Origin of the sequence: Vibrio sp. 10N.286.46.A8, assembly GCF_041470165.1 — a bacterium.
Taxonomy (GTDB): domain Bacteria; phylum Pseudomonadota; class Gammaproteobacteria; order Enterobacterales; family Vibrionaceae; genus Vibrio; species Vibrio tasmaniensis_A.
Genome location: NZ_JBFRLX010000100.1, coordinates 1 through 21,796, shown reverse-complemented (window position 1 = coordinate 21,796; position 21,796 = coordinate 1). Strand labels below are relative to the sequence as shown.

21 protein-coding genes are annotated in these 21,796 nt (G+C 44.0%); 6 read left to right on the top strand and 15 right to left on the bottom strand.

Annotated elements, in window-relative coordinates; genetic code table 11:
• Positions 1-61: 61 nt before the first annotated feature.
• The 5 genes from AB4232_RS11475 to glpT all read right to left on the bottom strand — a co-directional run bounded on the left by AB4232_RS11475 (position 62) and on the right by glpT (position 4,521).
• Positions 62-658, bottom strand: coding sequence for a class I SAM-dependent methyltransferase (locus tag AB4232_RS11475; RefSeq protein WP_372087142.1), 597 nt, complete (start codon positions 656-658; stop codon positions 62-64).
• A complete protein-coding gene (locus AB4232_RS11470) occupies positions 651-1,157 on the bottom strand; it encodes an HAD family hydrolase (protein ID WP_372087141.1) in 507 nt (168 codons plus the stop codon). The genes AB4232_RS11475 and AB4232_RS11470 overlap by 8 nt, the downstream gene beginning before the upstream one ends.
• Before the next feature lie 130 nt (positions 1,158-1,287).
• Positions 1,288-1,752 (bottom strand): ASCH domain-containing protein, encoded by a 465-nt coding sequence (locus tag AB4232_RS11465; RefSeq protein WP_372087140.1) that lies wholly within the window; start codon positions 1,750-1,752, stop codon positions 1,288-1,290.
• Positions 1,753-2,014: 262 nt separating this feature from the next.
• Positions 2,015-3,070, bottom strand: a complete 1,056-nt coding sequence (gene glpQ, locus AB4232_RS11460) for a glycerophosphodiester phosphodiesterase (RefSeq protein WP_372087139.1) — start codon at positions 3,068-3,070, stop codon at positions 2,015-2,017.
• Positions 3,071-3,147: 77 nt separating this feature from the next.
• Positions 3,148-4,521: a glycerol-3-phosphate transporter gene (glpT, locus tag AB4232_RS11455; RefSeq protein WP_372087138.1), complete on the bottom strand. Its 1,374-nt coding sequence runs from the start codon at positions 4,519-4,521 to the stop codon at positions 3,148-3,150.
• Between the two features lie 553 nt (positions 4,522-5,074).
• On the opposite strand from glpT, the gene AB4232_RS11450 reads away from it, so the two are divergent.
• Both AB4232_RS11450 and AB4232_RS11445 read left to right on the top strand, forming a co-directional pair.
• Positions 5,075-5,794 carry a membrane lipoprotein lipid attachment site-containing protein gene (locus AB4232_RS11450; protein WP_372087137.1) on the top strand — a complete coding sequence of 240 codons (720 nt, stop codon included), beginning with the start codon at positions 5,075-5,077 and terminating at the stop codon, positions 5,792-5,794.
• 177 nt (positions 5,795-5,971) lie between these two features.
• Positions 5,972-6,472 (top strand): hypothetical protein, encoded by a 501-nt coding sequence (locus AB4232_RS11445; protein WP_012604047.1) that lies wholly within the window; start codon positions 5,972-5,974, stop codon positions 6,470-6,472.
• Positions 6,473-6,577: 105 nt separating this feature from the next.
• Here the strand turns inward: AB4232_RS11445 and AB4232_RS11440 are convergent, their stop codons facing one another.
• The 4 genes from AB4232_RS11440 to AB4232_RS11425 all read right to left on the bottom strand — a co-directional run bounded on the left by AB4232_RS11440 (position 6,578) and on the right by AB4232_RS11425 (position 8,891).
• Positions 6,578-6,832 (bottom strand): DUF3297 family protein, encoded by a 255-nt coding sequence (locus AB4232_RS11440; RefSeq protein ID WP_029223190.1) that lies wholly within the window; start codon positions 6,830-6,832, stop codon positions 6,578-6,580.
• Positions 6,833-7,075: 243 nt separating this feature from the next.
• Positions 7,076-7,534, bottom strand: a complete 459-nt coding sequence (locus tag AB4232_RS11435) for a GNAT family N-acetyltransferase (RefSeq protein WP_372087136.1) — start codon at positions 7,532-7,534, stop codon at positions 7,076-7,078.
• 67 nt (positions 7,535-7,601) lie between these two features.
• On the bottom strand, positions 7,602-7,736 hold the full coding sequence (locus AB4232_RS11430) for a hypothetical protein (protein ID WP_017104365.1): 135 nt from the start codon (positions 7,734-7,736) through the stop codon (positions 7,602-7,604).
• A 24-nt stretch (positions 7,737-7,760) separates the two neighbouring features.
• Entirely contained in the window at positions 7,761-8,891 is a 1,131-nt protein-coding gene (locus AB4232_RS11425) for a PcfJ domain-containing protein (RefSeq protein ID WP_372087135.1), read from the bottom strand.
• Between the two features lie 235 nt (positions 8,892-9,126).
• Here AB4232_RS11425 and AB4232_RS11420 point away from each other — a divergent pair, with 235 nt between their 5' ends.
• From AB4232_RS11420 to AB4232_RS11405, 4 genes are all read left to right on the top strand, one after another.
• Complete coding sequence (locus AB4232_RS11420) at positions 9,127-9,549, top strand: universal stress protein (protein ID WP_012604051.1); 423 nt, start codon at positions 9,127-9,129, stop codon at positions 9,547-9,549.
• 181 nt (positions 9,550-9,730) lie between these two features.
• Positions 9,731-11,113: a DASH family cryptochrome gene (locus AB4232_RS11415; protein WP_372087134.1), complete on the top strand. Its 1,383-nt coding sequence runs from the start codon at positions 9,731-9,733 to the stop codon at positions 11,111-11,113.
• The gene (locus AB4232_RS11410; protein ID WP_372087133.1) at positions 11,110-12,669 is read left to right on the top strand and encodes a cryptochrome/photolyase family protein; all 1,560 of its coding nucleotides are present in this window, start codon (positions 11,110-11,112) and stop codon (positions 12,667-12,669) included. The genes AB4232_RS11415 and AB4232_RS11410 overlap by 4 nt, the downstream gene beginning before the upstream one ends.
• Positions 12,669-13,409, top strand: a complete 741-nt coding sequence (locus tag AB4232_RS11405; protein WP_372087132.1) for an SDR family oxidoreductase — start codon at positions 12,669-12,671, stop codon at positions 13,407-13,409. The genes AB4232_RS11410 and AB4232_RS11405 overlap by 1 nt, the downstream gene beginning before the upstream one ends.
• Before the next feature lie 200 nt (positions 13,410-13,609).
• Here the strand turns inward: AB4232_RS11405 and AB4232_RS11400 are convergent, their stop codons facing one another.
• The 6 genes from AB4232_RS11400 to AB4232_RS11375 form a co-directional block, all read right to left on the bottom strand.
• Positions 13,610-14,494: a PA4780 family RIO1-like protein kinase gene (locus AB4232_RS11400; RefSeq protein WP_372087149.1), complete on the bottom strand. Its 885-nt coding sequence runs from the start codon at positions 14,492-14,494 to the stop codon at positions 13,610-13,612.
• Positions 14,495-14,583: 89 nt separating this feature from the next.
• Positions 14,584-14,727, bottom strand: a complete 144-nt coding sequence (locus tag AB4232_RS11395) for a DUF2256 domain-containing protein (RefSeq protein ID WP_076671818.1) — start codon at positions 14,725-14,727, stop codon at positions 14,584-14,586.
• 261 nt (positions 14,728-14,988) lie between these two features.
• Positions 14,989-18,705, bottom strand: a complete 3,717-nt coding sequence (locus AB4232_RS11390; RefSeq protein WP_372087131.1) for an AAA family ATPase — start codon at positions 18,703-18,705, stop codon at positions 14,989-14,991.
• 5 nt (positions 18,706-18,710) lie between these two features.
• Positions 18,711-19,964, bottom strand: coding sequence for an exonuclease subunit SbcD (gene sbcD, locus AB4232_RS11385; protein WP_372087130.1), 1,254 nt, complete (start codon positions 19,962-19,964; stop codon positions 18,711-18,713).
• Between the two features lie 248 nt (positions 19,965-20,212).
• Positions 20,213-20,869 (bottom strand): glutathione S-transferase family protein, encoded by a 657-nt coding sequence (locus AB4232_RS11380; RefSeq protein ID WP_012604061.1) that lies wholly within the window; start codon positions 20,867-20,869, stop codon positions 20,213-20,215.
• Positions 20,870-21,160: 291 nt separating this feature from the next.
• Positions 21,161-21,757 (bottom strand): LysE/ArgO family amino acid transporter, encoded by a 597-nt coding sequence (locus tag AB4232_RS11375; protein ID WP_135443466.1) that lies wholly within the window; start codon positions 21,755-21,757, stop codon positions 21,161-21,163.
• Positions 21,758-21,796 lie beyond the last annotated feature (39 nt).

Below are 21,796 nucleotides of genomic sequence, written 5' to 3'. Positions count from 1 at the left end.
AGAGATGAGAGGTTGGCGTCAAAACAGACATGCATCCAAACGAGTTTTAAATACTGATATTTTAACAGCGCTTAATCGCAACAACCGAATAAGTGTGCCAATGCTTCATCCTACCCAGCGACGTGAGTGCTTGTTCGTCTCGCTCATGGAATCGTACTATCTCAAAGTCGCTGAATAAGCTAAGTACTTTGGCTTTTGTTAACGGCGTTGTTGGGGTTCGATAGCCATGTGCCCAACTGTCATCGACGCCCATGAAATCGCCCGCGAACACGCCTCCCACTTCAAGACAGTTTTCAATATTGTGCCAAACCTCATCAAAACGGGTTGGATCAGCAAAAAACAGACTCGAATTGGCAATCACTACGCCAGATTTCGGGTAATCATAGTGTTCAAATCCACTTTCAGATATCTCGACCAAAGATTTGCGACCAAAACGATCCCGACATAGTGCAATCGAATCAGGATTAACGTCGAAGCCATACACTTGATACGCTTGCTGTTCTAAAAAGGCGATGTCACTACCTGTTCCACAACCACAATCAATCGCAACATTTAAGCCTGACTCATTCAGTTTAATTGCGTACTCAGTTCTCTTTAAATGAGGTTTGCTTAGTGCCTTTTGGTAATACTGACGCCAGATCTCAGAGTGATCATCCATGGTACTTCTCCAATAGTTCGCTTAGCCTTTGAACCTGTACGATATTCGGATGCCCTGACTTAAGAGCAGTGCCTTCCGTGTTCAACCACACCGCGTGTAAACCAGTCGCTAACGCAGGGTAGATGTCTTTTTCGAGAGTGTCTCCAATCATCGTAACATCCTGAGCTTGAACACCTAACTGTGTAATGATTACAGGATAAAAATCAGAATCGTATTTGTCTACGCCAAGACTCGCCTTGCAGAAGTAACCGGAGAGATACTGAGACAGACCAGCCCGTTCAAATGCTTGAATGATATCTTGTTCTGTCGAGTCAGCGGCATTGGTTGCAACATAGAGTTTGTGCTGTTTCGAAAGCGCAGCCAGCACTTCACGCGCCCCTGCAACTTCTTCGACAACTTCCCAGTCGCACATCTTCCCTTGTGCGTCTGCGAAATCGACCATCAGCGTATTACCCCAGTCGAATAAGACTATTTCTGTTAATTCGATTAGCTTTGTCATCTTGCCTCCTGCATACGATGAATTATCTAATGTTTAAGCGAGCCTATAAAAACTTCTCGAACGGTTAGGCTCACTATGGTCAACCTTGTTACTGTTTATGGAGCACGATCTTCTAAACACAAAATACCCTTTATTGATAAACCACTTTGAAACGCTCCAACATAAGTAACATGTCTTCACTTGGTGATATCTTGAGTTCTTCACATTCACGTGAGAAGAAATTCCAGTGAGCTTCTCTCCACCATTCGAGTGTTTTATCGCCCTCACCTTCGGCAGCAGCAAACTCAGCGGTCACTTCGTTGTATTTGCACGACGACACCGAGGTAATCTCTACAATGCAGACGGGCTTGCCATCCCAATCGGTGACAACTTGCAAGTGACCAACTACTGGTCTCGTCTCGCCTTCATGGGTATACCAGTATTCAAGGCCGCAGGACGCCTGTTTTTCACCCTTGAGAATCAACTGCGCGCAGAGGTTGGCGTTGTATTCATCAGCACAGTAATAGTCGGCACTAAAGGAGGTGTATTGCGAGGCAACCTCTGCTGGCAATGTGTTGAGGTAGCTATCGAGATAAGCTTTGCTTCTTTCTTCCATGATCTTTCCAAATTCAATATTAGGTTGAGCCGATAAATACTTATAGATTAAGCATCTGGCTGCATTGGGAGTAACCTATCAAGTCAGGTTATTGCTGTAAACCGAGTGAATATCAAAGTGTGGGCTGAGAAAGAAGAATATTGGTGGGATTTCGAGGCCAATACAAGAAGATCCCAAAAGTGAAAGAAGAGCTAAAAGCACCTTTAGTCTGTGCTTGTAGCGCTGAATATCTCGTTACTAATAGCTCGTAATTGGCAGGGTATTAACGGTTCAAGAAATCGACCGCTTTATCTGGGAAGTCAGTAAACACACCATCGACTTTGACTTGGTTGTAGAAGACATCCAACATGCCATCAAAGTTATCAGCATAAGCTGGGATTCTTCCTGGATCAGCACGGAACGTGTACGGGTGAACGTGTAAGCCAGCGTCTTTTGCTGACTTCATCAATGGTTTAATAATGATGTTATCTTTGGTCGATGCATCGTCCACCAGCATAGGTTTCCATGGGCCAATTCCATCAGCATAGCTAGCGACTTTTGCCATTCCGCCCTTCTCAAACATCCAGTCATAGCTGTACGGCGTCGCTTTATCGCCCTTGTAAGTCATGGTTTCATTCCAGTCTGTGTAAGCCATCAACTGAACGAGCTTGAGATCCATTTCCATCGCTGGCATAAGTTCATCATTGATGCGTTGAAGTTCATTGGCGTCGAAGCACTGCAAATACACTTTGTCGTCTTTCGATAAATACCCATATTGTTGCAAGGTGGCAAGCACAGCTTTAGAGATGTCTTTGCCTTCGTGACGATGGAACCAAGGTGCTTTAATCTCTGGATAGATGCCCACGTCATAACCTAAGGTCTTATTTAAGCCTTGGATCAGCTCAATCTCTTCTGCAAAGGTAGCGACACGGAAATCAGACTGCCACATAGGGAAGCGTGCTGGGAACCCAGCCACTCGATTACCTTGGTCATCTAGGTTAAAGCCTTCCGTCACTTTTAATGATTTGATCTCGGCGAGCGTAAAATCAATCGCGTAGTAGCGGCCATCTGCTCGTGCACGGTCTGGAAAGCGGTCAGCAACATCAGTGACACGATCTAAATAGTGATCATGTAAAACCACCAATTGATCATCTTTGGTCATCACTACATCTTGTTCGATATAGTCAGGTTTCATTGCGTAAGCGAGTGCTTTAGCCGGTAATGTATGCTCGGGTAAATAACCAGAAGCACCGCGATGCGCAATCACTAAAGGATCGGCGAACGCATTTGCAGATAAGCTAAGTGCTAATAAAGTCAGAGACAGTGACGTTGTTTTCATTATTGTTTCCCTTGATAAAACAAAAGCAGGATATACCTGCCTCTGTTGTTATTTATAGATGTGATTCAGTAAATACACTACTGAGCTAGCGCTTCTCTCTCTCGTTCGAGATCTTTTTGTTTGTGGTGCGCACGTTCACCTAAGAAGGCGTAAAGCAGACAAATTATTGAAGCAACACAAGCACCGACCAAGATAATGAAGCCGCCATCCCAACCGTAATGGTCAACCATAAAGCCGAGTATTGCGTTCGCAGCAACCGCGCCACCTAAGTAACCAAACAAACCTGTTAGACCAGCCGCTGTACCTGCAGCTTTCTTAGGTGCAAGTTCCAGTGCATACAAACCGATCAGCATTACAGGGCCATAGATAAGGAAACCAATCGCAACCAGTGCCAACATATCAACTGTTGGGTTACCCGCTGGATTCAACCAATATACCAACACAGCAACTGTTACTAGAACCATGAACAAGATACCTGCAGGTGCGCGTCGGCCTTTGAATAACTTATCTGAAATCCAACCACACAATAACGTTCCAGGAATACCTGCCCACTCATACAAGAAGTAAGCCCAAGATGATTTATCTACTGAGAAGTCTTTCGCTTCTTTTAAGTAAACCGGAGCCCAATCGAGTACGCCATAACGAATAAGGTAAACAAACGCGTTAGCAATCGCGATTGACCACAACAGCTTGTTAGAGAAAACGTACTTAAAGAAGATCTCTTTAGCCGTCATTTCTTTCTCATGAGACGTATCGTAGTCGTCTGGGTAATCATCTTTGTGTTCTTCAATCGGTGGTAAGCCGCAAGATTGAGGTGTATCTCTTACAGTAAACCAAACAAAGACAGCAACGAGAGTGGCAAAAAATGCAGGAACATAAAAAGCGGTTCGCCAATCGTCGTTAAAAGCCCACAGCCCCAACAAGAACATTGGGCCAATCAAACCGCCACCCACGTTGTGAGCAACGTTCCATACCGATACGATCTCACCACGTTCTTTTCGTGACCACCAGTGAACCATGGTTCGCCCACAAGCTGGCCAGCCCATGCCCTGAAACCAACCATTCAAGAACAGCAGGATAAACATCGCAGTGATGCTGCCTGTCGCCCATGGCATGAAACCAAAGCAGAACATGACCAATGCCGACATTAACAAGCCGCCACTGAGGAAATAACGTGGGTTAGAACGGTCAGAAACGCTACCCATTAAAAATTTAGATAGACCGTAAGCAATAGAAACCGCAGCCAAAGCAACCCCGAGTTCTCCGCGACTGTATCCTTGTTCAATAAGATATGGCATCGCCAAACTGAAGTTTTTGCGGACTAGGTAGTAACCGGCATAGCCAACAAAGATGCCGAGAAAAAGCTGCCATCGTAATCGTGTGTAGGTGCTATCGATCTTATCGGTAGATAAGCGATCGATATGCGCCATAGGTTTGAATATTCCAAACATAGGAACCTCGTGTGTATTGGGCGATAGAAATAAAATGCTCGAACGAAAAAAGTGTAGCGCTCATTCGAAAGCCTGGGAATTGTATGTGCTTCAGGATTATTTTCTGTGATAGAGATAGCCATTAACAAAAAATAACCTTAAATACAGCACTTTAGTTTCATTTAATTAGACTACGCTTCATGTTTTTGTTTATGTTGTTCTTGAGTGCAGAGTGCGCTTGTATAGAAAACTATCTTTCGAGTGAGCAAATATCGAACTTTTCAAACAAGGATATGCAATTAAGTTAAACAATTGTAAACAGAATCAACCTCTTTGCGCCCAATTAATGTGAATAGATAAGTCGCACATCGCAATCGGCAATGCGTATAACTAGCAATACATAGCCAATGGTGATGTTTTGTATTTCTTTCCGTTTATTTATCGAATTACCAAGGTTGTTTATTGTACATCTCAAGCGATGCAGCAATGTCTATACACAAGGTGTGTACCCATCACCTAGTAGTGAGGTTAGTCAGTGAGCATCTTACGAATTCAACAAACGTTAGGAAATATCATGAACAAATCACTTATCGCACTCGTTCTTACTGCTGTTTTAGCAGGTTGTTCATCTGGCAGTGGTTCTGAACCGGCACAACCTCAATTTGATGGTGACTATGGTTTCGAAAACATTGACCCAGGTTTTGGAAACGGCGACTCTGATAGTGATGTCGACAATGGGTTTGATAATATCGACCCTGGATATGGCAAAGATGATTCAAAAAACATTGCTGATACCATTGAACAAGCTGATCTAGGCTTCGTCTACATCCCAGATATCGGTGATGTACCATTTTTTAATAAAGACACAGGTGAAGCTCATATAAGCGCCGTAAAACAACGTTCTGATGATCACGAAACGCTATACAGCATCTACGTAGATGATAAACGTGTTGGTGAAATCATCATTCGTGATAACTATGTCAAAGTTAGCTCTGGAGACAAGATGATCTCAGGTGAGCAGAAGTCTTATCTTGATACTGAACATACCTTTTGGACTATTCGAGGTACGAACGGCAATGTAGTTGGTGACTTTAAGCGTCTCGACGATGGTGTTTGGGTGTTCCGTGAAGAAATGAACCGTGAAACATTTGTGGTTAAGTATCACGACGGTCAGTGGAACTTCATCCCTGTAGCAGACATTAAAAACAAGGTTAAAAACAACTTGCCGTCGCAAGCACAAGCCACCAAAGTGCGAGCAAAAATGCAGGTTAATAAGCTACGTACTTTGAAGTAACACTTATCACCAATCCCATATCAAAAAGGCATCCTCAAATCCAAGAGGATGCCGATCAAGCATCAACCAAGAATACATAACTAAAAAGCTCAAGGAAGATCCGGACTAGGTTACTAATTTACTGGCATTCAGTACTTTGAATTCGCCGATATTTTGTATACATAAGCGAGAGATCCAATGACCATCAAAAAGTTCCCCCTTCTGACATTAGCCGCTGTCTTGCTGTTCACTATGTCTAACGCACAAGCCAATGAACAAAACCAAGAAGAAACTGCGATAACATTTGGCCTATCAGCTGAACGAGGGTGGAGAGATTGGTCTGCTTCTTACATCAAATATCGTGGTCCGGGAAGCATCGGTTATGGCATCGAGTTTACTCGCTCGGCTTATAACGAAGATGAAGAATCATACGAATACAAACAACGCGACAACGAATATCAGTTTCACGCCCCTATTGGTATCACCGAAAACTTGTACATCACCCCAGGTTATGGGATCAAGCGTACCCACACGGACGTCACTTTAGATAGCCGCGAGTTCTCTGATAGCTCAACCAAACAAGTCGGTGGCTTAGATGCAACCTATATTATGGACAGTGGCTTTGTTGTAACCGCAGGTTTTGATAAAGCAGAAGGTGAAGACGTCGAGTTTTCGATTGGTGCAGGTATCGCATGGTAAAGTCGACTTAAGGAATCATACGCAAACAAAAAGGACCTAGATTTCTCTAGACCCTTCTATATAAACAGTGTTTTGTACTCGACATTATCGAGTTACACGAAGTGATTAATCTTCGATGTAGAAAGCTTCTACTGTGCCTTTAAGAGTAATAAGCATTGGCTGGCCAAAACGGTCTAGCGCTTTAGGAGAAGGGATCTTAACCCAACCTTCGCTGATGCAGTATTCTTCAACATCAGTACGCTCTTTACCATTTAGACGAATGCCAATTGGGTATTCGAAACACTCAGCCACGTGGTGTGGGCTGCGTGGGTTACCTGCAAGATGATCTGGTAAAGCTGGTCTTGAATTAGTATCGCTCATGTTCATTACCTGTATGTACGTAAATAAAAAAAGTGCGTCATTCTAGTCAATATAGGCTTGGTGCTCAACAACTGGTGCAATAAATCGTAGAGATCGTTTTAATCAACAGCGAGTTGTTTGATTTAAAAGCGATATAGGCATGAGTTTCAACGAAAATTTAACAGAGTTATGCATTGTTGATGAAAGAGAGAGCTTCATTACTCGAAAGGCAGATAACCTAATATCAAAGTTTTTATTTCGAACTTATCGATTAAGCTCAATACTCATCACTTTATGGTTCGGTTCTGATTCGATATCGACGATTGACCAACCAAGAGAAAGGTACAAAGGCGCAATATTGGTGTAGGCGTACAACTTAGACGTTGAATCTTTCGAGGGTTGGGATTGATAATAGTCTGGCATTTGTTCAACCGCTCGATTAATCAATTCACTCGCAATACCTTGACCGCGCCATACAGGGCCAACAAACACGGCGTTGATCCACACCACATCCCGAACTTGGTGAGGCTCTTGAAAATAGGAATACGCCAAGCCACCAATGACCACATTATCGTGAAGTACGGTTATTACTGGAGGGAGTTTTACGTTTTCTTTATAGGTATCTTTAAACTTGAAATCAGACCATTCGCTTTGAAATAAGCCCTCTAACTCACTCCAATAAGGCGAGCTTTCATCGCAATTTCTAAAGATTACTTTCTGCATTTTTTCCGTCCTTTGAAAGGGTGTGATTCGGCTATCCTAGCCTTTTTTAATTTAAGTGTAGGTAAAGCTACTCTTCTTCGTCGTAATCGCCTGCTGGGTCTTGATTGATTTCTTCGCCGCATCCTAGGCATTCACCTTGTAGATCGGTAGGCATCACAATAATCAAACCACAATGCGGGCATAAATCACCTTGTTGAAACATTCTGTTATTCCTTCTACGTCACAGCTATTGCTTCGGATACTTTTGCTTACTCGCTTCTAACCAGTCATGGATGACTTGGCGAGCCGACTCCGATGGCGGTGCATTTCGTTTCCCACAAATCTGGTCAATTTCAAACGGAAAGGCTTTGCTTGGAACACGACGTAGGCCAATGGTTAAGCGCTGAGGCTTAAGCATTCGAAATACCACATAGCGGTCGCTCATGATTCGATTGTGATAAACGCCAATACAATGTTTTTGTTCCACGCCCTCTTGTTCAAGGTCGTAGTAATCAGTAAGCGGATGAATGTTGTCATTACCGAGTAAAGGAATTGGATAAGGGATGTCCATGTCCACAGGGCGATTCCCTTCTAGACGGCGTAACTGACGCTGTTCTGTCCATCTATCATGCAGTTGCTCAAACATAGCAAAGGAATTTTGACTGGTGATGGCACGCAATGGATCGTCCATCTCCAAATCTTGACCCAGTAAAATCGCGTCTTGGAACATGGCCATCTTTGAAGGCGCATTGAGCCTTCCCTCTTCAACCATTGCAATACCTAATCGACTGCCGGTTAAAAACGGATGAACCTGATCCAAACGCAGCGCTGTGTAGCCTACTTTAGAGTAATGTTTGAATTTGAGCACACGTCTTTGCAGCGGCTCGAGAATGCGAACAATGTGGTCAAGCTCATCACCGACGTTATAATGAAGCTCTAGCTTATCGATGAATTTTAGGGTCGCTTTACTGCCGTCTAAGCCCAGTTTGGTTAAGATTCTCTTTTGCCCTAGGCGACTCAGTTCCAACGCTTTCTTGTTATCGACACTGTGCTTCATGCAGATTAATGCCAAAATAACCGGCCTCAATTCAAGCAGTTGAGCTGCTTCATAAGTATTCGCCGCGAGCCACAACATCTGGTATTGATACTCGGGAAAATCATCAGTGATTTCACGATAACGAGCAGGTAACGAATCTAACCAACGACCATTTACATCAAATTGTTCAACGAGGTTGAGACTTAAACCAATACCACCATCGAGCGGGCGTCGACCATCTTCAAACACATGAAAGCCCACGAGCTTTTGTGACCAATCTCGGATCTCAATATCGTAGTCGAAACCTAACGTCCTAGTGGGAATGGTGAGTAGTGCTGTCATTGATGCCTCTTCGTTATTGGCGCATTAAACCGTAAAGCCTATCTAACAGAATAAGCTAGCGCTTCAACCACTATAACAACCTTTTGTAAATTTCTTATCAATCAAAGCGATATAAATACGATAGTGCTTAGAAGAACATTGAATGATGATTTTATGCAATATGAGATCTCTTCGATATCATTTGTGCTAACAAAAACTATGCTTGTTATATAACTGATAACACGAGGCTTTAATTATGGAATACCGACATATTCTGGTCGCTGTTGAAATGTCCGACGACACTAAGATTCTGATTGATCGAGCGACCTTCTTCGCAAACAAACTAGAGGCTGGCATTTCGTTTGTTTATATCGACGGCACGCATGGAGAGATTTACCCTGAACTCGTTGATATTCAGGGAAATGAAGGCGATCTACCCATCAATGAAGATTCCGTTAAACATTTGAAAGAGTTTGAGGCCTACGCTAAACACCCAATCAAGCACATATTCGTGGGAACGGGAGATTTGAATGATAAGCTCAAAAATACCATCGAGGTAAATGGCGTTGACCTACTGCTATGTGGTCATCACCATGATTTTTGGCATAAAATTATTTCCCATTCGAAACAGATCATCGACACATCTCCAGTGGACATTCTAATCGTTCCAATGGATTAGATACTACCGTTCGAACTTTAAAACTTCCTGCATTGCCAGCCTCTATCGGTATTATTGGTTGGCTTACATCCCCTCTTATTTACCCCAATCCAACTATCACCCACTTGCTAATTTCATTTGTGATCTTGTCGGCTTATCAACTCGTAAGCGTCTAATAATTAAAAAATTACGAGTGTAAGTAATGAAAAAGATTGGTCTCTATCTTTTTACAAACGACTTAAGAATCAACGACAATCAATTGCTCCATTGCGCAGCACAGAGCGTCGATAAACTCATTTTTGTGATTGTCGAACCCACTTTGGTTCGTTTCTCTGCTGATTTCGCGAAAGAACAAAGTTATGGCGCGCATCGCCAGACCTTTGTTTCACAATCGATAACTCACCTAGAATCGAATTTAGTTAAGTTTGGTCAGCAACTTGTCGTGATTCACAGTAATCATTTAGAACCAGACGCAGCCGAGCAAACACTCAGCCAAATCATTGCTACACAACACGTCACCCATTTTTTCGCCAATGCACATTGCGGTTACGATGAGCGACGATTGATTGATTCAGTTCACCGTCGTCACCCTGACTTAATAACATGCTTGCCACATCACTCCACCTTGTTTGACTCACATGAGCTGCCGTTTGAATTATCAAAAGTCCCGAGCTCGTTTACTAAATTTAGAAAGCTAGTCGAACACTTGGACGTTAATAGCGGTGAGACGGTTATTTCACGTTTACCGCAAGCAGTGACACTTGCAGCAACACCAGTATTGGCAATCCCACTATTCAGTTCAGTAAATTCAGAAAGAGCAGCAACAAACGATTATTTGGGTGGCGAAGACGCAGGACTAGCACATCTAGATAACTACTTCTCACATGATTACGCCCTTAACTACAAGCAGACTCGAAACGCATTTGACGGCGTCGAAAACTCAACCAAGTTCTCGCCATGGTTGGCACTCGGCTGCGTTGCGCCTAAAACAATTTATCGACATTTGAAGCAGTTCGAAACCGATCATGGCAGTAACGATTCAACCTATTGGATCTACTTTGAGTTGTTGTGGCGCGAATATTTCAATTGGAAGTGTTTATCTCTGGGCTCATCGTTATTCGGTGATTCTTCAGACCAAAAACTCAACACCCCAAACTCCTCGGGAACGTCGAACCTTAATTTTGCCAAATGGAAAAGTGGCAATACCAATTACCCTATTGTCGATGCGTGTATGCGCCAACTTAACGAAACAGGCTACATGTCTAATCGAGGAAGACAGTTAGCCGCAAGCTGTTTGATTTACGAACTAGGGATCGATTGGCGACACGGCGCAGCCTATTTTGAGAGCCAACTTATCGACTATGACGTGGCATCAAACTGGGGTAATTGGGCATATATAGCCGGAGCCCTGAACTCTCAGGTAAACACCCAAGCCAATAAGCAAAATAATGCTAAGCAACCTAAATCACGACATTTTGATTTGGGTAAGCAAACAGATATGTACGATCCAGACCATGCGTTTATCAACAAGTGGAATGTCAGAAGCAAAGAACTTGTCTTAACCAACAATCAGGATGTGTTATGAATTTCAAAACCGTGCGCCTTGTCTTAGGCGACCAACTCAATGTCCAGCACTCTTGGTTTCAACAGGTTGATGACGAGGTCATTTACATCATTGCCGAACTTAAGCAAGAGACTGACTACGTTGCATCGCACATCCAAAAGGTGGCGGCTTTTTTCTCGGCGATGGGCTATTTTGCCGACGAACTCAAACAACAAGGTCATCAGGTACTCCACCTCACTCTTGATGACACAACGCAATTTGAAAACCTAGACACACTTCTAAAGCACTATGTACACGAATTCGGCGCAGAGAAATTCGAATATCAAAGGCCAGATGAATATCGCCTTTTAGAGCAGATGAACAAGCTCAAGCTCACCAATGCGACCAAAGGTTGTTGTGATACAGAACACTTCCTCTTTCCATTCGAAGAGATCGAACAACAATTTCCCAAAGACAAACACATAATGATGGAACACTTCTATCGCCGAATGAGAAAGCGCTTCGACATTTTGCTAGAAGACGGAAAGCCCGTTGGTGGAAAATGGAATTACGATGCGAACAATCGAAAGAAGCTCAAGAAACAAGACATTGAAAGCCTGCCTCAACCTCTGATGTTTGCCAACGACATTTCCGCGATTTTAGAACGCATCGAGCGTCATCAAGTTCAAACCATTGGTGAAGTTGGCGACCAATTATTATGGCCAGTTAACCGCGCACAAAGCTTGTCTCTGCTCGCTCATTTCTGCCAAGTCTGCTTACCGTTATTTGGGCAGTTTCAAGATGCGATGACTACAGAACACGATTCAAAATGGAGCTTGTATCATAGCCGCCTCTCCTTTTCGTTGAACAGTAAACTGCTAAGTCCCCAAGAAGTGATTGATGCTGCGTTATCAGCTTATCAAGCTCCTTCTAAGCCAAATGCACCCACTATCGACATTGCACAAGTCGAAGGGTTTGTACGACAAACTCTAGGTTGGAGAGAGTACATACGCGCCGTCTACTGGGCAAACATGCCTGCGTACGCCAATAAAAACCATTATTCAGCAACCAATAAGCTGCCCCATTATTTTTGGGACGGACAAACCAAGATGAATTGCATGAAGCACGCGATTGATCAATCCCTCGAGTTTGCTTACGCGCATCACATCCAAAGGTTAATGATCACTGGCAACTTCTGCTTAATTACGGGTATAGACCCCGACCAAGTAGACAGTTGGTACCTTGGTATATACGTCGATGCGATTGAGTGGGTCGAAATGCCAAATACGCGAGGTATGGCACTTTTTGCGGATGGCGGGATCGTCGGAACCAAACCATACTCTGCCAGCGGTTCTTACATCAACCGTATGAGTGACTACTGCAAAGGCTGTCACTACAAGATAAAAGAGCGCAGTGGCGAGAGTTCTTGCCCATTCAACAGCTTGTATTGGCGCTTCATGAACAAACATCGCGAGGCCTTAAATCGCAACCCTCGAATGGGGATGCTTTATCGCTCTTGGGACAATATGGATGAGCAAGACCAACAAGCGATACTCGACACCGCAGAACAACGACTGACTAACTTGGAGAACTTATAATGGTGGAACAACTCAGATTACACATATTGGTCATTGGTGGCAGCGGCGGTATTGGTTTCGCCGTGGTTAAGCACCTATTGTCTGAGCTGTCTCGCTTTGATTTTCTCGATGTCCATGTCGACGCGACTTATCATTCACAACGACCAGAATTGGAAGATAACCGTTTAAATTGGCACCAAGTCGATGCCACCAACGAAGCTGATATTGAACGACTAAGCACTCAATTCGAGCGATTGGATTGGTTAATAAATTGCGTGGGTATGCTTCATACGCCAGACCTTGGCCCAGAAAAGAATTTGTCCTTTATCGACCCAGAATTCTTCCTGAAAAACATCTCGGTAAACACCCTACCTAGCTTATTACTGGCCAAGCACTTCACGCCGATCCTCAAAGCCAGTGACAATCCAAAATTTGCCGTGGTATCGGCCAAAGTCGGCAGTATTTCAGACAACCGATTGGGTGGATGGTATAGCTATCGCTCATCCAAAGCAGCACTCAACATGTTCATCAAAACCATGTCGATTGAATGGCAACGCACCATAAAGAAAGGCACAGTATTAGCGCTACACCCGGGCACAACAGACACGGCTTTATCGAAACCTTTTCAGACCAATGTCCCTGAAGGTAAGTTGTTTGAGTCTAGTTATGTAGCTCATCAGTTGGTCGATATTATTCGAACCGCGACACCGGATAAAAGCGGTCATTTCTACGCGTATGATGGTGAGCAATTGACTTGGTAGGGAGGAATACCAATCGCTGGTTTTAATGAATGGTAAAATTTGATGAATGCTAAAAAAGAGAAAACCCAACAAAGCTATGGCTCTGTTGGGTTTTTTAGTTAAAGCGAAGCTGTTGGTTGAAGCTAAAAATGTCGTTTCAACGAAGGACTCTCTGAGGATTCAATTAAGGATCAAAACTGATCATTACTTTACTATTACCGCTACTCAGCCCAGTTGAACTTACTCTCGTCGACACCTTCTTTTTCTTCCTTAACACGCTCGCGTCTGCTTTGCTCTTCAGCGCGGGCTGCGTCAATTTCTTGCATGATGGCATCAATATCTGCCAAGGCGTCGCTTTCGGTAAACTCACCCGTTAGTTTGCTGTCCGGCTTCAAATCACCTTTCTCAAACAGTGCCCACATTTCTTTAGCGTACTCAGTGGTCGCCAGTTCAGGGGCAAACTGAGCGTAATAGTCACGGATATTATTAACATCACGAGTCAGCATCCACTCGGCATTGTTGTTCGCAGAAGCATCGACCGCTTGCGGTAAATCGATAATCACAGGACCATATTCATCAACCAATACGTTGAACTCAGACAAATCGCCATGAATCAAACCAACGCAAAGCATCTTAACGACATAAGTCATCATCACCGCATGATCTTCAATCGCTTGTTCAGGCGGCATCACCACATCATTCAATCTAGGAGCCACATAACCGTCATCATCAGTGACTAGCTCCATAAGCAGCACGCCATCAAAACAGCCATAAGGCACAGGCACACGAACACCAGCTTCTGCCAGTTTATACAAGGCATCCACTTCAGCGCTTTGCCACACTTTTTCTTGCTGTTCTCGACCAAAACCAGAGCCTTTTTCCATCGCTCTAGCGCGGCGGCTATTGCGGACTTTTCGCCCTTCTCGATATGCTGTTGCTTTTTTAAAGCTACGTTGGCTTATTTCCTTGTACACCTTGGCACAACGGATCGTATCACCGCAGCGTACTATGTACACTGACGCTTCTTTGCCACTCATGAGTTGGCTTTTCACCTCGTCGACTAAACCATCGTCAACTAAGGGCTGTATTCTTTTAGGTATCTTCATGTCGTCTTTATACATGAGTTACCTGACAGATAAAATATTAACTCGTTAAATGAGTGGTTATTATCAATAGATTCTTAAATGAAGGGAGATTATGTGGGTTTTGTCTTGTGGCGACGACAACGTTCAGAGCAATAAATCACCTCTTCCCAACAACGTTGCCATTTTTTACGCCATGAGAATGGTTTGAGGCAAACTGGACATGTCTTGGTGGGGAGATGTGGTTTCTTGTGCATGACCGCTTCCTTGTCGATGAATCCATTAACCTATTCGTTAACAAGAGATTCCCTATTACGCTCGTTCCTCGTTTTATGGAATGACGCCGTATTCTAATCGTTGCTGACTCTAAAGGAGTGGCAGCGGTGTGGTTGATAACAACCCCGATTCCGTCATCCTCGAGAAGGAGGAACGACTGAGTCGGGGATCTGCTTCATCCAAACAGATTCGGCTTTATCTGAACTGACTCTGCTCAATTCAACTAAGCCCGCTTAATCCAGTTAAGCAATAACCTTGTACTGCTTCTCCATCTCACTTACACCTAAGCCAGAGTGTTTTGTCACTTTAAGTTGCACAGGCACACGCTCTTTCAGTGCTTCAACGTGACTAATGACGCCTATCATCTTGCCTGACGCATTCAAGTTATCCAGCGCGTTTAGAGCAATGTCTAATGTGTCACTATCCAGCGTGCCGAAACCTTCATCTAAGAACAGAGAATCAATACTGGTTTTGTAGCTCACAAGATCAGAAAGCGCTAATGCCAGCGCCAAGCTCACCAAAAAGCTTTCGCCACCTGATAACGTCTTGGTGTCACGCATCACATCGCCCTGCCATGTGTCGAGCACTTGCAGTTCTAAACCATCGTCGGCTTTACGTTTTAGCTCGTAACGACCATGCAAACGCTGTAGCTGCTTGTTGGCCAAGTACACCAAGTTTTCCAGTGTTAGACCTTGAGCAAACTTACGGAACTTGTCGCCGTTCTTAGAACCAATAAGTGAATTCAGACGTGAGATATCATCAAACTCGACCTGCTGTTCGTCGATCTGCTTGAACAGTTCTTTCTGATTGCTGCGGTTCTGGCTATCCGTTTCAAGATTGGCAGAAATCGCACCGATCTTTGTCGCATGGCTTTGTTGTGCGTTTTGACACTCAGCAGTCGCTTCTTCAACTTGCTGCTGGCTTTGCTCTTGCCATGCTTTCGCATTTTCGTGGTTTTGTAGCTCCACTTGCGTCGCTTTGGCGGTGTTCAACCTTGCTTGCGCACTGACAATCGCTTCGTCTAAAGATTTCTTCAGGCTTTGAAGTTGAATTCTAATCTCTTCGTCTAACAACGCCGCTTCAAAATCAGACTCAACTTCGAAAGGACTAGCTTTCAGTGCTTGTAACCAAACATTCAACGCTTGTGTATGACTTGACTGCTTGCTGATCAACTCGCCAGAGAAGCTGGTGTGTTTGGTTTGCTCAGTTCGATGCTCCAGTTCACAACGGTTAAGCACCAACTGCGCAGCATCAAATGCATTTACCGCGTCAGTGACTTTTTGCTTCATCGCATTGCTGGTGGCTTGAATGTCTTTGTCACCAAACAACTCAGTTCTTTCAGCCATTACACGAGTGAGCTCTGACACTAAAGACTCATGCTCTTGCGTCAGTGTCGCAAGCTCTTTCTCAACACTGCTTAGCTTGTCATCTAAAGTTTTCAGTTCGGCATTTTGAGTAATCAGCTGCTTTTCAATATCGGCCTGTTGCTGTTTAGTTTGCTGCCAAGTGCTTGATGCCTGTGATTTTGCAGTAAACCAATCATCGATATGTTCAAGTTCAGGCGCTTCGATAGCCGTTTGAACAATGCTCTCTTTCAGATCGTTCCATTGCTGCTCTTTCGCTTGAGCAATCTGAGTCACTTGCTCGTTTGCGACTTGGTTTTGCTTATTCAGATCCGCTAAGCGTTGCTCGGCCAACTCGAGATTAGACTTCGCCTTGTCAGCCATAACACTTACCGACAAGCGTTGTTTCTCAGCTTCGGCATAGTGTGCTTTAGCATCACCCAACGCTTTGAGTTGCTGCGAGAACTGACTTAGTTGAAGTTCACACTGCTGAGCAAAGGTCGCGACTGTAGCTTCATTGCCTAAATCGTTTACCGTTAGCAGTGCTAGCTCTGGAGCCGTGTCAACGAAATCAGATAAGCTCTGTTGAAGCTTGCCGACAACGCCTTGCCAATTCAGTTGAGCTTGTTGAATATCCGCTTGCGCTCGCTGAATGTCATCGTTAAGCGCCGCAATCATAGGGGCCAGAGAATCTAACTGCTGACGATGCTCTTGGCCTTCTTTTTTGATGGCCGTTAACTCTAGGTTTTCCGTTTCTTTTTGAGCAACCAAATTTGCAGTGTCTTGTGACTGTTCAATCGAATAGTCTGTTGAACCACATAGCGGGCACTCAGAGCCTGATTCTAGAGCTGCACGGTATTTCGCCAACTCGCCTTCTTGATCAATCAAACGCGTTAATCGCTCAAGCGAAGTCTCTTTCTCTTTATATCGCTCCACCAACACTTCACGTTCTTTCGAAAGCTTGTCGACCAATTGGATGTTGGTCTGATGTGCCTGAGTTTTTGCGTGCAGGTGTTGCTGGGCATTTAGGAAGCCACGGTTGATCTCAAGTAATGAGTGCGTATTGCGATTCCAGTACTCCAACAGATCTTTTTGCGCATTCAATACTTGTTCGCTGGTGTTGCCTTGCAATGCTTCCCACTGTTGCTTTGCACTACTCTCTAACACAACCAATTCACTTAAAGTTTTGTCTTGCGTTGCTTTGGCTTGTTGCGCACTTTTGATAACCGCTTGCTGAGCATCAAGAGCCGACAAAGCTTGCTTAGCCGAGTTTAACTGTTCTGCATGTTGACGCTCTAGCGTACGAACTTGCTCAACTTTGGCTTGCCACTGACCTAAGTATTTTTCCAGATGTTGGTCAGCTTGATGTGTATTTAAGTACTCAGTGCTGAGTTGATCTTGTTGCTTCAGAGCATCAATTTTTTGGACTAAAACAATCTGTTGATTACGCTGTTGCGTGTGTTGCTCGTTTAGCGTATTTGCTGCATTAACGGCCGCAGTTTGCTTATCTTTGAGTACGGTAATTTGGTTGTCTAGCGGACGTACGAGATCGATGATCTTCTCTTGATCTTGTTGCTCGGCTTTAACCTGTTCGACAATTGCACTGCTTTGAGTCAGTTGAGTTTGCGCGTCTTGCTTCTCTACATCACGAAGGGCAAGTAACTTGGTGCTGTTATCTAAGTGAGCTTGAGTAGTGTTCACCTCTTGTTCGCAACGCTTTAAATCTTTGTGCATTGGGCGCAGCTTTTCAGCCGGCTCACTGTTTGCCAAGCGCTCTAATGAAGGTTGATTACGGTCTAGTTCATCTTGAGCTGTTTTAAGATCGTGCTCACTGGTCGCGATAATTTGCTCAGCTTTAGTTACGTCTTTCCACCAGCTTAGATGCGCTTGCCACTCTTTTAATTGCTCCGATAAACGCTTCTGTTCCGCTTCTAACGTTTCTCGCTCTGCGGTCAGCTCTTGGATTTGCTCTTCAGACAGTAAGCTCACACCTTCGGCTTTCGCTTTAAGGTGATTAAGCGACTCTTCACTCGACTTAAAATGATCGTAGATACGCTCTGAAATCAGGCTATAAACTTCGGTTCCCGTCAGCTCTTCAAGTAGCTCAGCACGGTCGTTAGCATTGGCATTTAAGAACGCCGCAAACTCACCCTGAGACAACATGATGGATTTAGTGAAACGTGAAAAATCGAGCCCTGTTACCTGCTCCACCAACTTAGTTTTCTTGGTCAGCATGGTCTCTAAGACTTTGTCGGTGTCAGCATCGGAAAATTCACACGTTGGCGTTTGTAATGCGCCATCGTGTTTTCCGCGAGCACGCTTTTGGTGGAAGTTCGAGCGGTAAGTTTTGCCCTGCACTTCAAATTCCAGTTCAGCAAAACACTCACCCGTGCCACGTGTCATTAATTCATTGTTGCCTTTGGCAATGCTCTTCAAACGCGGTGTGCGGTGAAACAATGCCAAACAAATCGCATCAAGAATAGTGGTTTTACCCGCCCCTGTTGGGCCAGTAATCGCAAACAGACCATTTTCTGCAAACGGTGATTGGGTGAAATCGAGCTTCCAACGTCCTTTCAAAGAGTTCAGGTTTTCAAATTCTAGGCTTAAAATCTTCATACTGGTTACTCTTCTATTTTGTTTGGCGCTTGAGCGCTCTCGGACACTTCAACCATCACTTGTTTAAACTTCACTGTCATTCGCTCTAAACGCGCTTTTTCAGAATCCGTTTCAAACTCTTCTAAGGCAATACGCTTGCTAAACACGTCCATCGGGCTCAGTTCAGATAAGGTCTCTGCCGACTCTTGCTCTAATGCTTGATTACGACGCTCTCTTGCTCGGCGCAGTTGAAGTACTTCCACATTCAAACCGTCAGTTAATGAGCGCATGCGCTCTTGTAGATCCGACAAGTAATCTTGCGCTTGCACTTCTATCGATAACCACACGCTTTGTTCGCTATCTAAACTTATGTATTGGTTCAGCTGAGATTCGATCTCGCTCAAGTCGCCTTTGATTTCAGCTAGAGGTTGGAATGTAGGAACGGGCAATTGACAAATGGTTCGCACGCCCTCAACAAACTCAACCACACATACCTGCTTTTGAGATTTAAGTTCGTCAAAGCTTAATGGGATTGGTGAACCGCAGTAACGAATGTATTCACGTTTTGCCACAACTTGTGGGCGGTGGATATGACCAAGTGCAATATAATCGGCATCTGGGAAACCATCAGCGGCGAAACCATCAAGGTTACCGACATAGATATCACGCACAGAATCCGATTGTTGAACACCCATCGCTGTTAAATGACCAGTAGCGATAATCGGCATGTGCTCGCTGTTTTCAAACGTCGCACGTTTTTCTAAAGCGGCATCATAAACACTTTGGTAGTGCTGTTTGATTGCATCGCCGAGTTGCTTCTGACGCTCTACACCAGTAACACCCGCCAGGCTGGTCAACACATCGCGAGGGCGAATAAAGGGAATGGCACAAACCAGCGCTTCTACATCGCCGTTCTTGCCTTTTAGTTCGACAACCTGAGTCGCATGATCTTCATTGGTATTAGGAATCACATCGGCGCCCATGTATTTGAGCAGCTGTTGTGTCTCTTTAAGCACAGACACCGAATCGTGATTTCCACCTAACAACACCAATTGGCAGCCGATCTTGCTCGAGTCGACCACAAACTTGTTATACATCTCACGAGCGTAACTCGGCGGTGTGCTGGTATCGAAAATGTCGCCAGCAACAATGATCGCGTCGATGTCGTGCTCTGTAACTTGCTCAAGTAACCATTGTAAAAACCGTTCATGTTCATTCTTACGGCTTTTATTGTAGAAGTTTTGGCCAAGATGCCAATCGGACGTGTGAAGAATCTTCATTGCTGCTCACTGGAAGTCGGTAATACCTTTAATTTACCAAAATACCGATCAACTACCAAATGAGTTAGCATTATTTACCGTTTATAAGCTTGTGAAAACCAACTAATTTCAGGCTTTGGACCAACTCCGCCCATAGCGTGACCAATCATTATTTTTGACATAAAAAAAACGCTCAACGTTAGAGCGGTTTTAGTTGTCTCTGGCCTAAACTATACGCCGTAAATTACTTAATCTTTATTTAGCGAGATTCAGCGAACTTCAGCGAGACTAGCCAAGTAGTTATTCGTTAAATAAAAGCCGCTGAACTTGTCAATAAAGTCCGCTGGAACGGTTTTATCGGTCAACCCAGATTCAATCAGCGCCGCTTGCCACTTCTGTACTTTCGGGAAGCTTTCTAGCATATTGAAGCCTGAACGCTCTTTAATAACAAATGCTCGGTGTAACAGTGGTAACCAAGCGATGTCGACGTTAGAGATGTAATCCCCTTTAAAGAACTCAGTATCACCCAGTTTTTTCTCTGCCTTTAGGAACGCCTTTTGTAAATTGGCTAAGCGTGTTTCAAATGTCTCTTTGTCTTTACTCGCCATGGTGCCGCACTGTGGCATGTAATGTTTGCTCGCTTGATAAGACCAAGCACGGTCGAGTGCTTTCTGCTCGGGTGAAACCTCTTCAATCGGCGTATATTTATCGTCTAGGTATTCAACAATTGCATCAGATTCAAAAAGGACGGTGTCGTTCTCTGTAATTAATACAGGTACCTGCCCGTTCGGTGAGATATCCAAAAACCACTGTGGTTTGTTATTCAGTTCAATGTACTCAATTTCAAACGGGACATTTTTCATTACTAAAGCACCCATTACACGTTGAACGAATGGGCAGTTTTTAAAGCTAATCAATTTAATCATTTTTGGCTCCGAATCGGGTTAATAGTTTCTTGTTACCCCCCTAAGACGAACCCAAAATCCAAAAGACGAAGAATAATTCGTTATTTCACGAAATAATTTAATTTGTTGTTATCAAGACGTTTAAAACCAACAGAGAAATGCGAAATCTTTGCAAAGAATAATTAATAGCTAGGGAGGCAAGACAGAGGGATACAGTACTAATTACTAATTAACGAGCTAGCAAGCTAACAAGCCGTACTTTCCCCACCAGCGTTCAACTGATGAGGAGAAGTTAACGAAAGCAGAGTAAAACTAAACAACCAAAGATAGTGCAATAGATGCCATGATCACTCCTACAACAAACTCCAACATCTTCCATGATTTCGGGTTCTTAAACATTGGAGCTAAGAATCGTGCACCATAGCCAAGTAAAAAAAAGAATACGAATGAAGCCGATACTGCACCTGCACCAAACAACATTTGATTTGGTTGATATTGTGTAGAGATAGAACCCAGCAATACCACAGTATCCAGATACACATGCGGATTAAGCCAAGTAAACGCTAAACACATGGTAACTGCTTTGGTTAAAGAGTTTTTGGTTTCGACACCGGCTTCTAAGGCATGATTTTCGGTAAATGCTGAGCGAAAGCTCAAGAATGAGTAAACGCCTAAAAAGATAGCCCCACCGTAACGAGCAAACTGCTCAACTTGAGGGAACTGCTCAACGATCGCACCAAAGCCCATCACACCAAAGCTGATCAGTAATGCATCTGAAATCGCGCAGACAGCACAAATAGCAAACACATGCTGATTCTTTAAGCCCTGTTTAAGAACGAACGCATTTTGAGAACCGATCGCGAGGATAAGCGAAAGCCCAAGAGTAAAACCTGCAAAATAAGTCGGCATCAAAGGTTAGCCTCTTAACGTAACTCAATACTCATGAAC

Bases quoted from the DNA above. Each gene is read 5' to 3' on its own strand.
- glpT (WP_372087138.1), bottom strand. From the start codon at position 4,521: ATGTTTGGAATATTCAAACCTATGGCGCATATCGATCGCTTATCTACC.
- AB4232_RS11405 (WP_372087132.1), top strand. From the start codon at position 12,669: ATGGTGGAACAACTCAGATTACACATATTGGTCATTGGTGGCAGCGGC.
- AB4232_RS11395 (WP_076671818.1), bottom strand. From the start codon at position 14,727: ATGCACAAGAAACCACATCTCCCCACCAAGACATGTCCAGTTTGCCTC.
- glpQ (WP_372087139.1), bottom strand. From the start codon at position 3,070: ATGAAAACAACGTCACTGTCTCTGACTTTATTAGCACTTAGCTTATCT.
- sbcD (WP_372087130.1), bottom strand. From the start codon at position 19,964: ATGAAGATTCTTCACACGTCCGATTGGCATCTTGGCCAAAACTTCTAC.
- AB4232_RS11445 (WP_012604047.1), top strand. From the start codon at position 5,972: ATGACCATCAAAAAGTTCCCCCTTCTGACATTAGCCGCTGTCTTGCTG.
- AB4232_RS11435 (WP_372087136.1), bottom strand. From the start codon at position 7,534: ATGCAGAAAGTAATCTTTAGAAATTGCGATGAAAGCTCGCCTTATTGG.
- AB4232_RS11380 (WP_012604061.1), bottom strand. From the start codon at position 20,869: ATGATTAAATTGATTAGCTTTAAAAACTGCCCATTCGTTCAACGTGTA.
- AB4232_RS11415 (WP_372087134.1), top strand. From the start codon at position 9,731: ATGAAAAAGATTGGTCTCTATCTTTTTACAAACGACTTAAGAATCAAC.
- AB4232_RS11390 (WP_372087131.1), bottom strand. From the start codon at position 18,705: ATGAAGATTTTAAGCCTAGAATTTGAAAACCTGAACTCTTTGAAAGGA.
- AB4232_RS11410 (WP_372087133.1), top strand. From the start codon at position 11,110: ATGAATTTCAAAACCGTGCGCCTTGTCTTAGGCGACCAACTCAATGTC.
- AB4232_RS11420 (WP_012604051.1), top strand. From the start codon at position 9,127: ATGGAATACCGACATATTCTGGTCGCTGTTGAAATGTCCGACGACACT.
- AB4232_RS11375 (WP_135443466.1), bottom strand. From the start codon at position 21,757: ATGCCGACTTATTTTGCAGGTTTTACTCTTGGGCTTTCGCTTATCCTC.
- AB4232_RS11430 (WP_017104365.1), bottom strand. From the start codon at position 7,736: ATGTTTCAACAAGGTGATTTATGCCCGCATTGTGGTTTGATTATTGTG.
- AB4232_RS11425 (WP_372087135.1), bottom strand. From the start codon at position 8,891: ATGACAGCACTACTCACCATTCCCACTAGGACGTTAGGTTTCGACTAC.
- AB4232_RS11400 (WP_372087149.1), bottom strand. From the start codon at position 14,494: ATGAAGATACCTAAAAGAATACAGCCCTTAGTTGACGATGGTTTAGTC.
- AB4232_RS11440 (WP_029223190.1), bottom strand. From the start codon at position 6,832: ATGAGCGATACTAATTCAAGACCAGCTTTACCAGATCATCTTGCAGGT.
- AB4232_RS11470 (WP_372087141.1), bottom strand. From the start codon at position 1,157: ATGACAAAGCTAATCGAATTAACAGAAATAGTCTTATTCGACTGGGGT.
- AB4232_RS11475 (WP_372087142.1), bottom strand. From the start codon at position 658: ATGGATGATCACTCTGAGATCTGGCGTCAGTATTACCAAAAGGCACTA.
- AB4232_RS11450 (WP_372087137.1), top strand. From the start codon at position 5,075: ATGAACAAATCACTTATCGCACTCGTTCTTACTGCTGTTTTAGCAGGT.
- AB4232_RS11465 (WP_372087140.1), bottom strand. From the start codon at position 1,752: ATGGAAGAAAGAAGCAAAGCTTATCTCGATAGCTACCTCAACACATTG.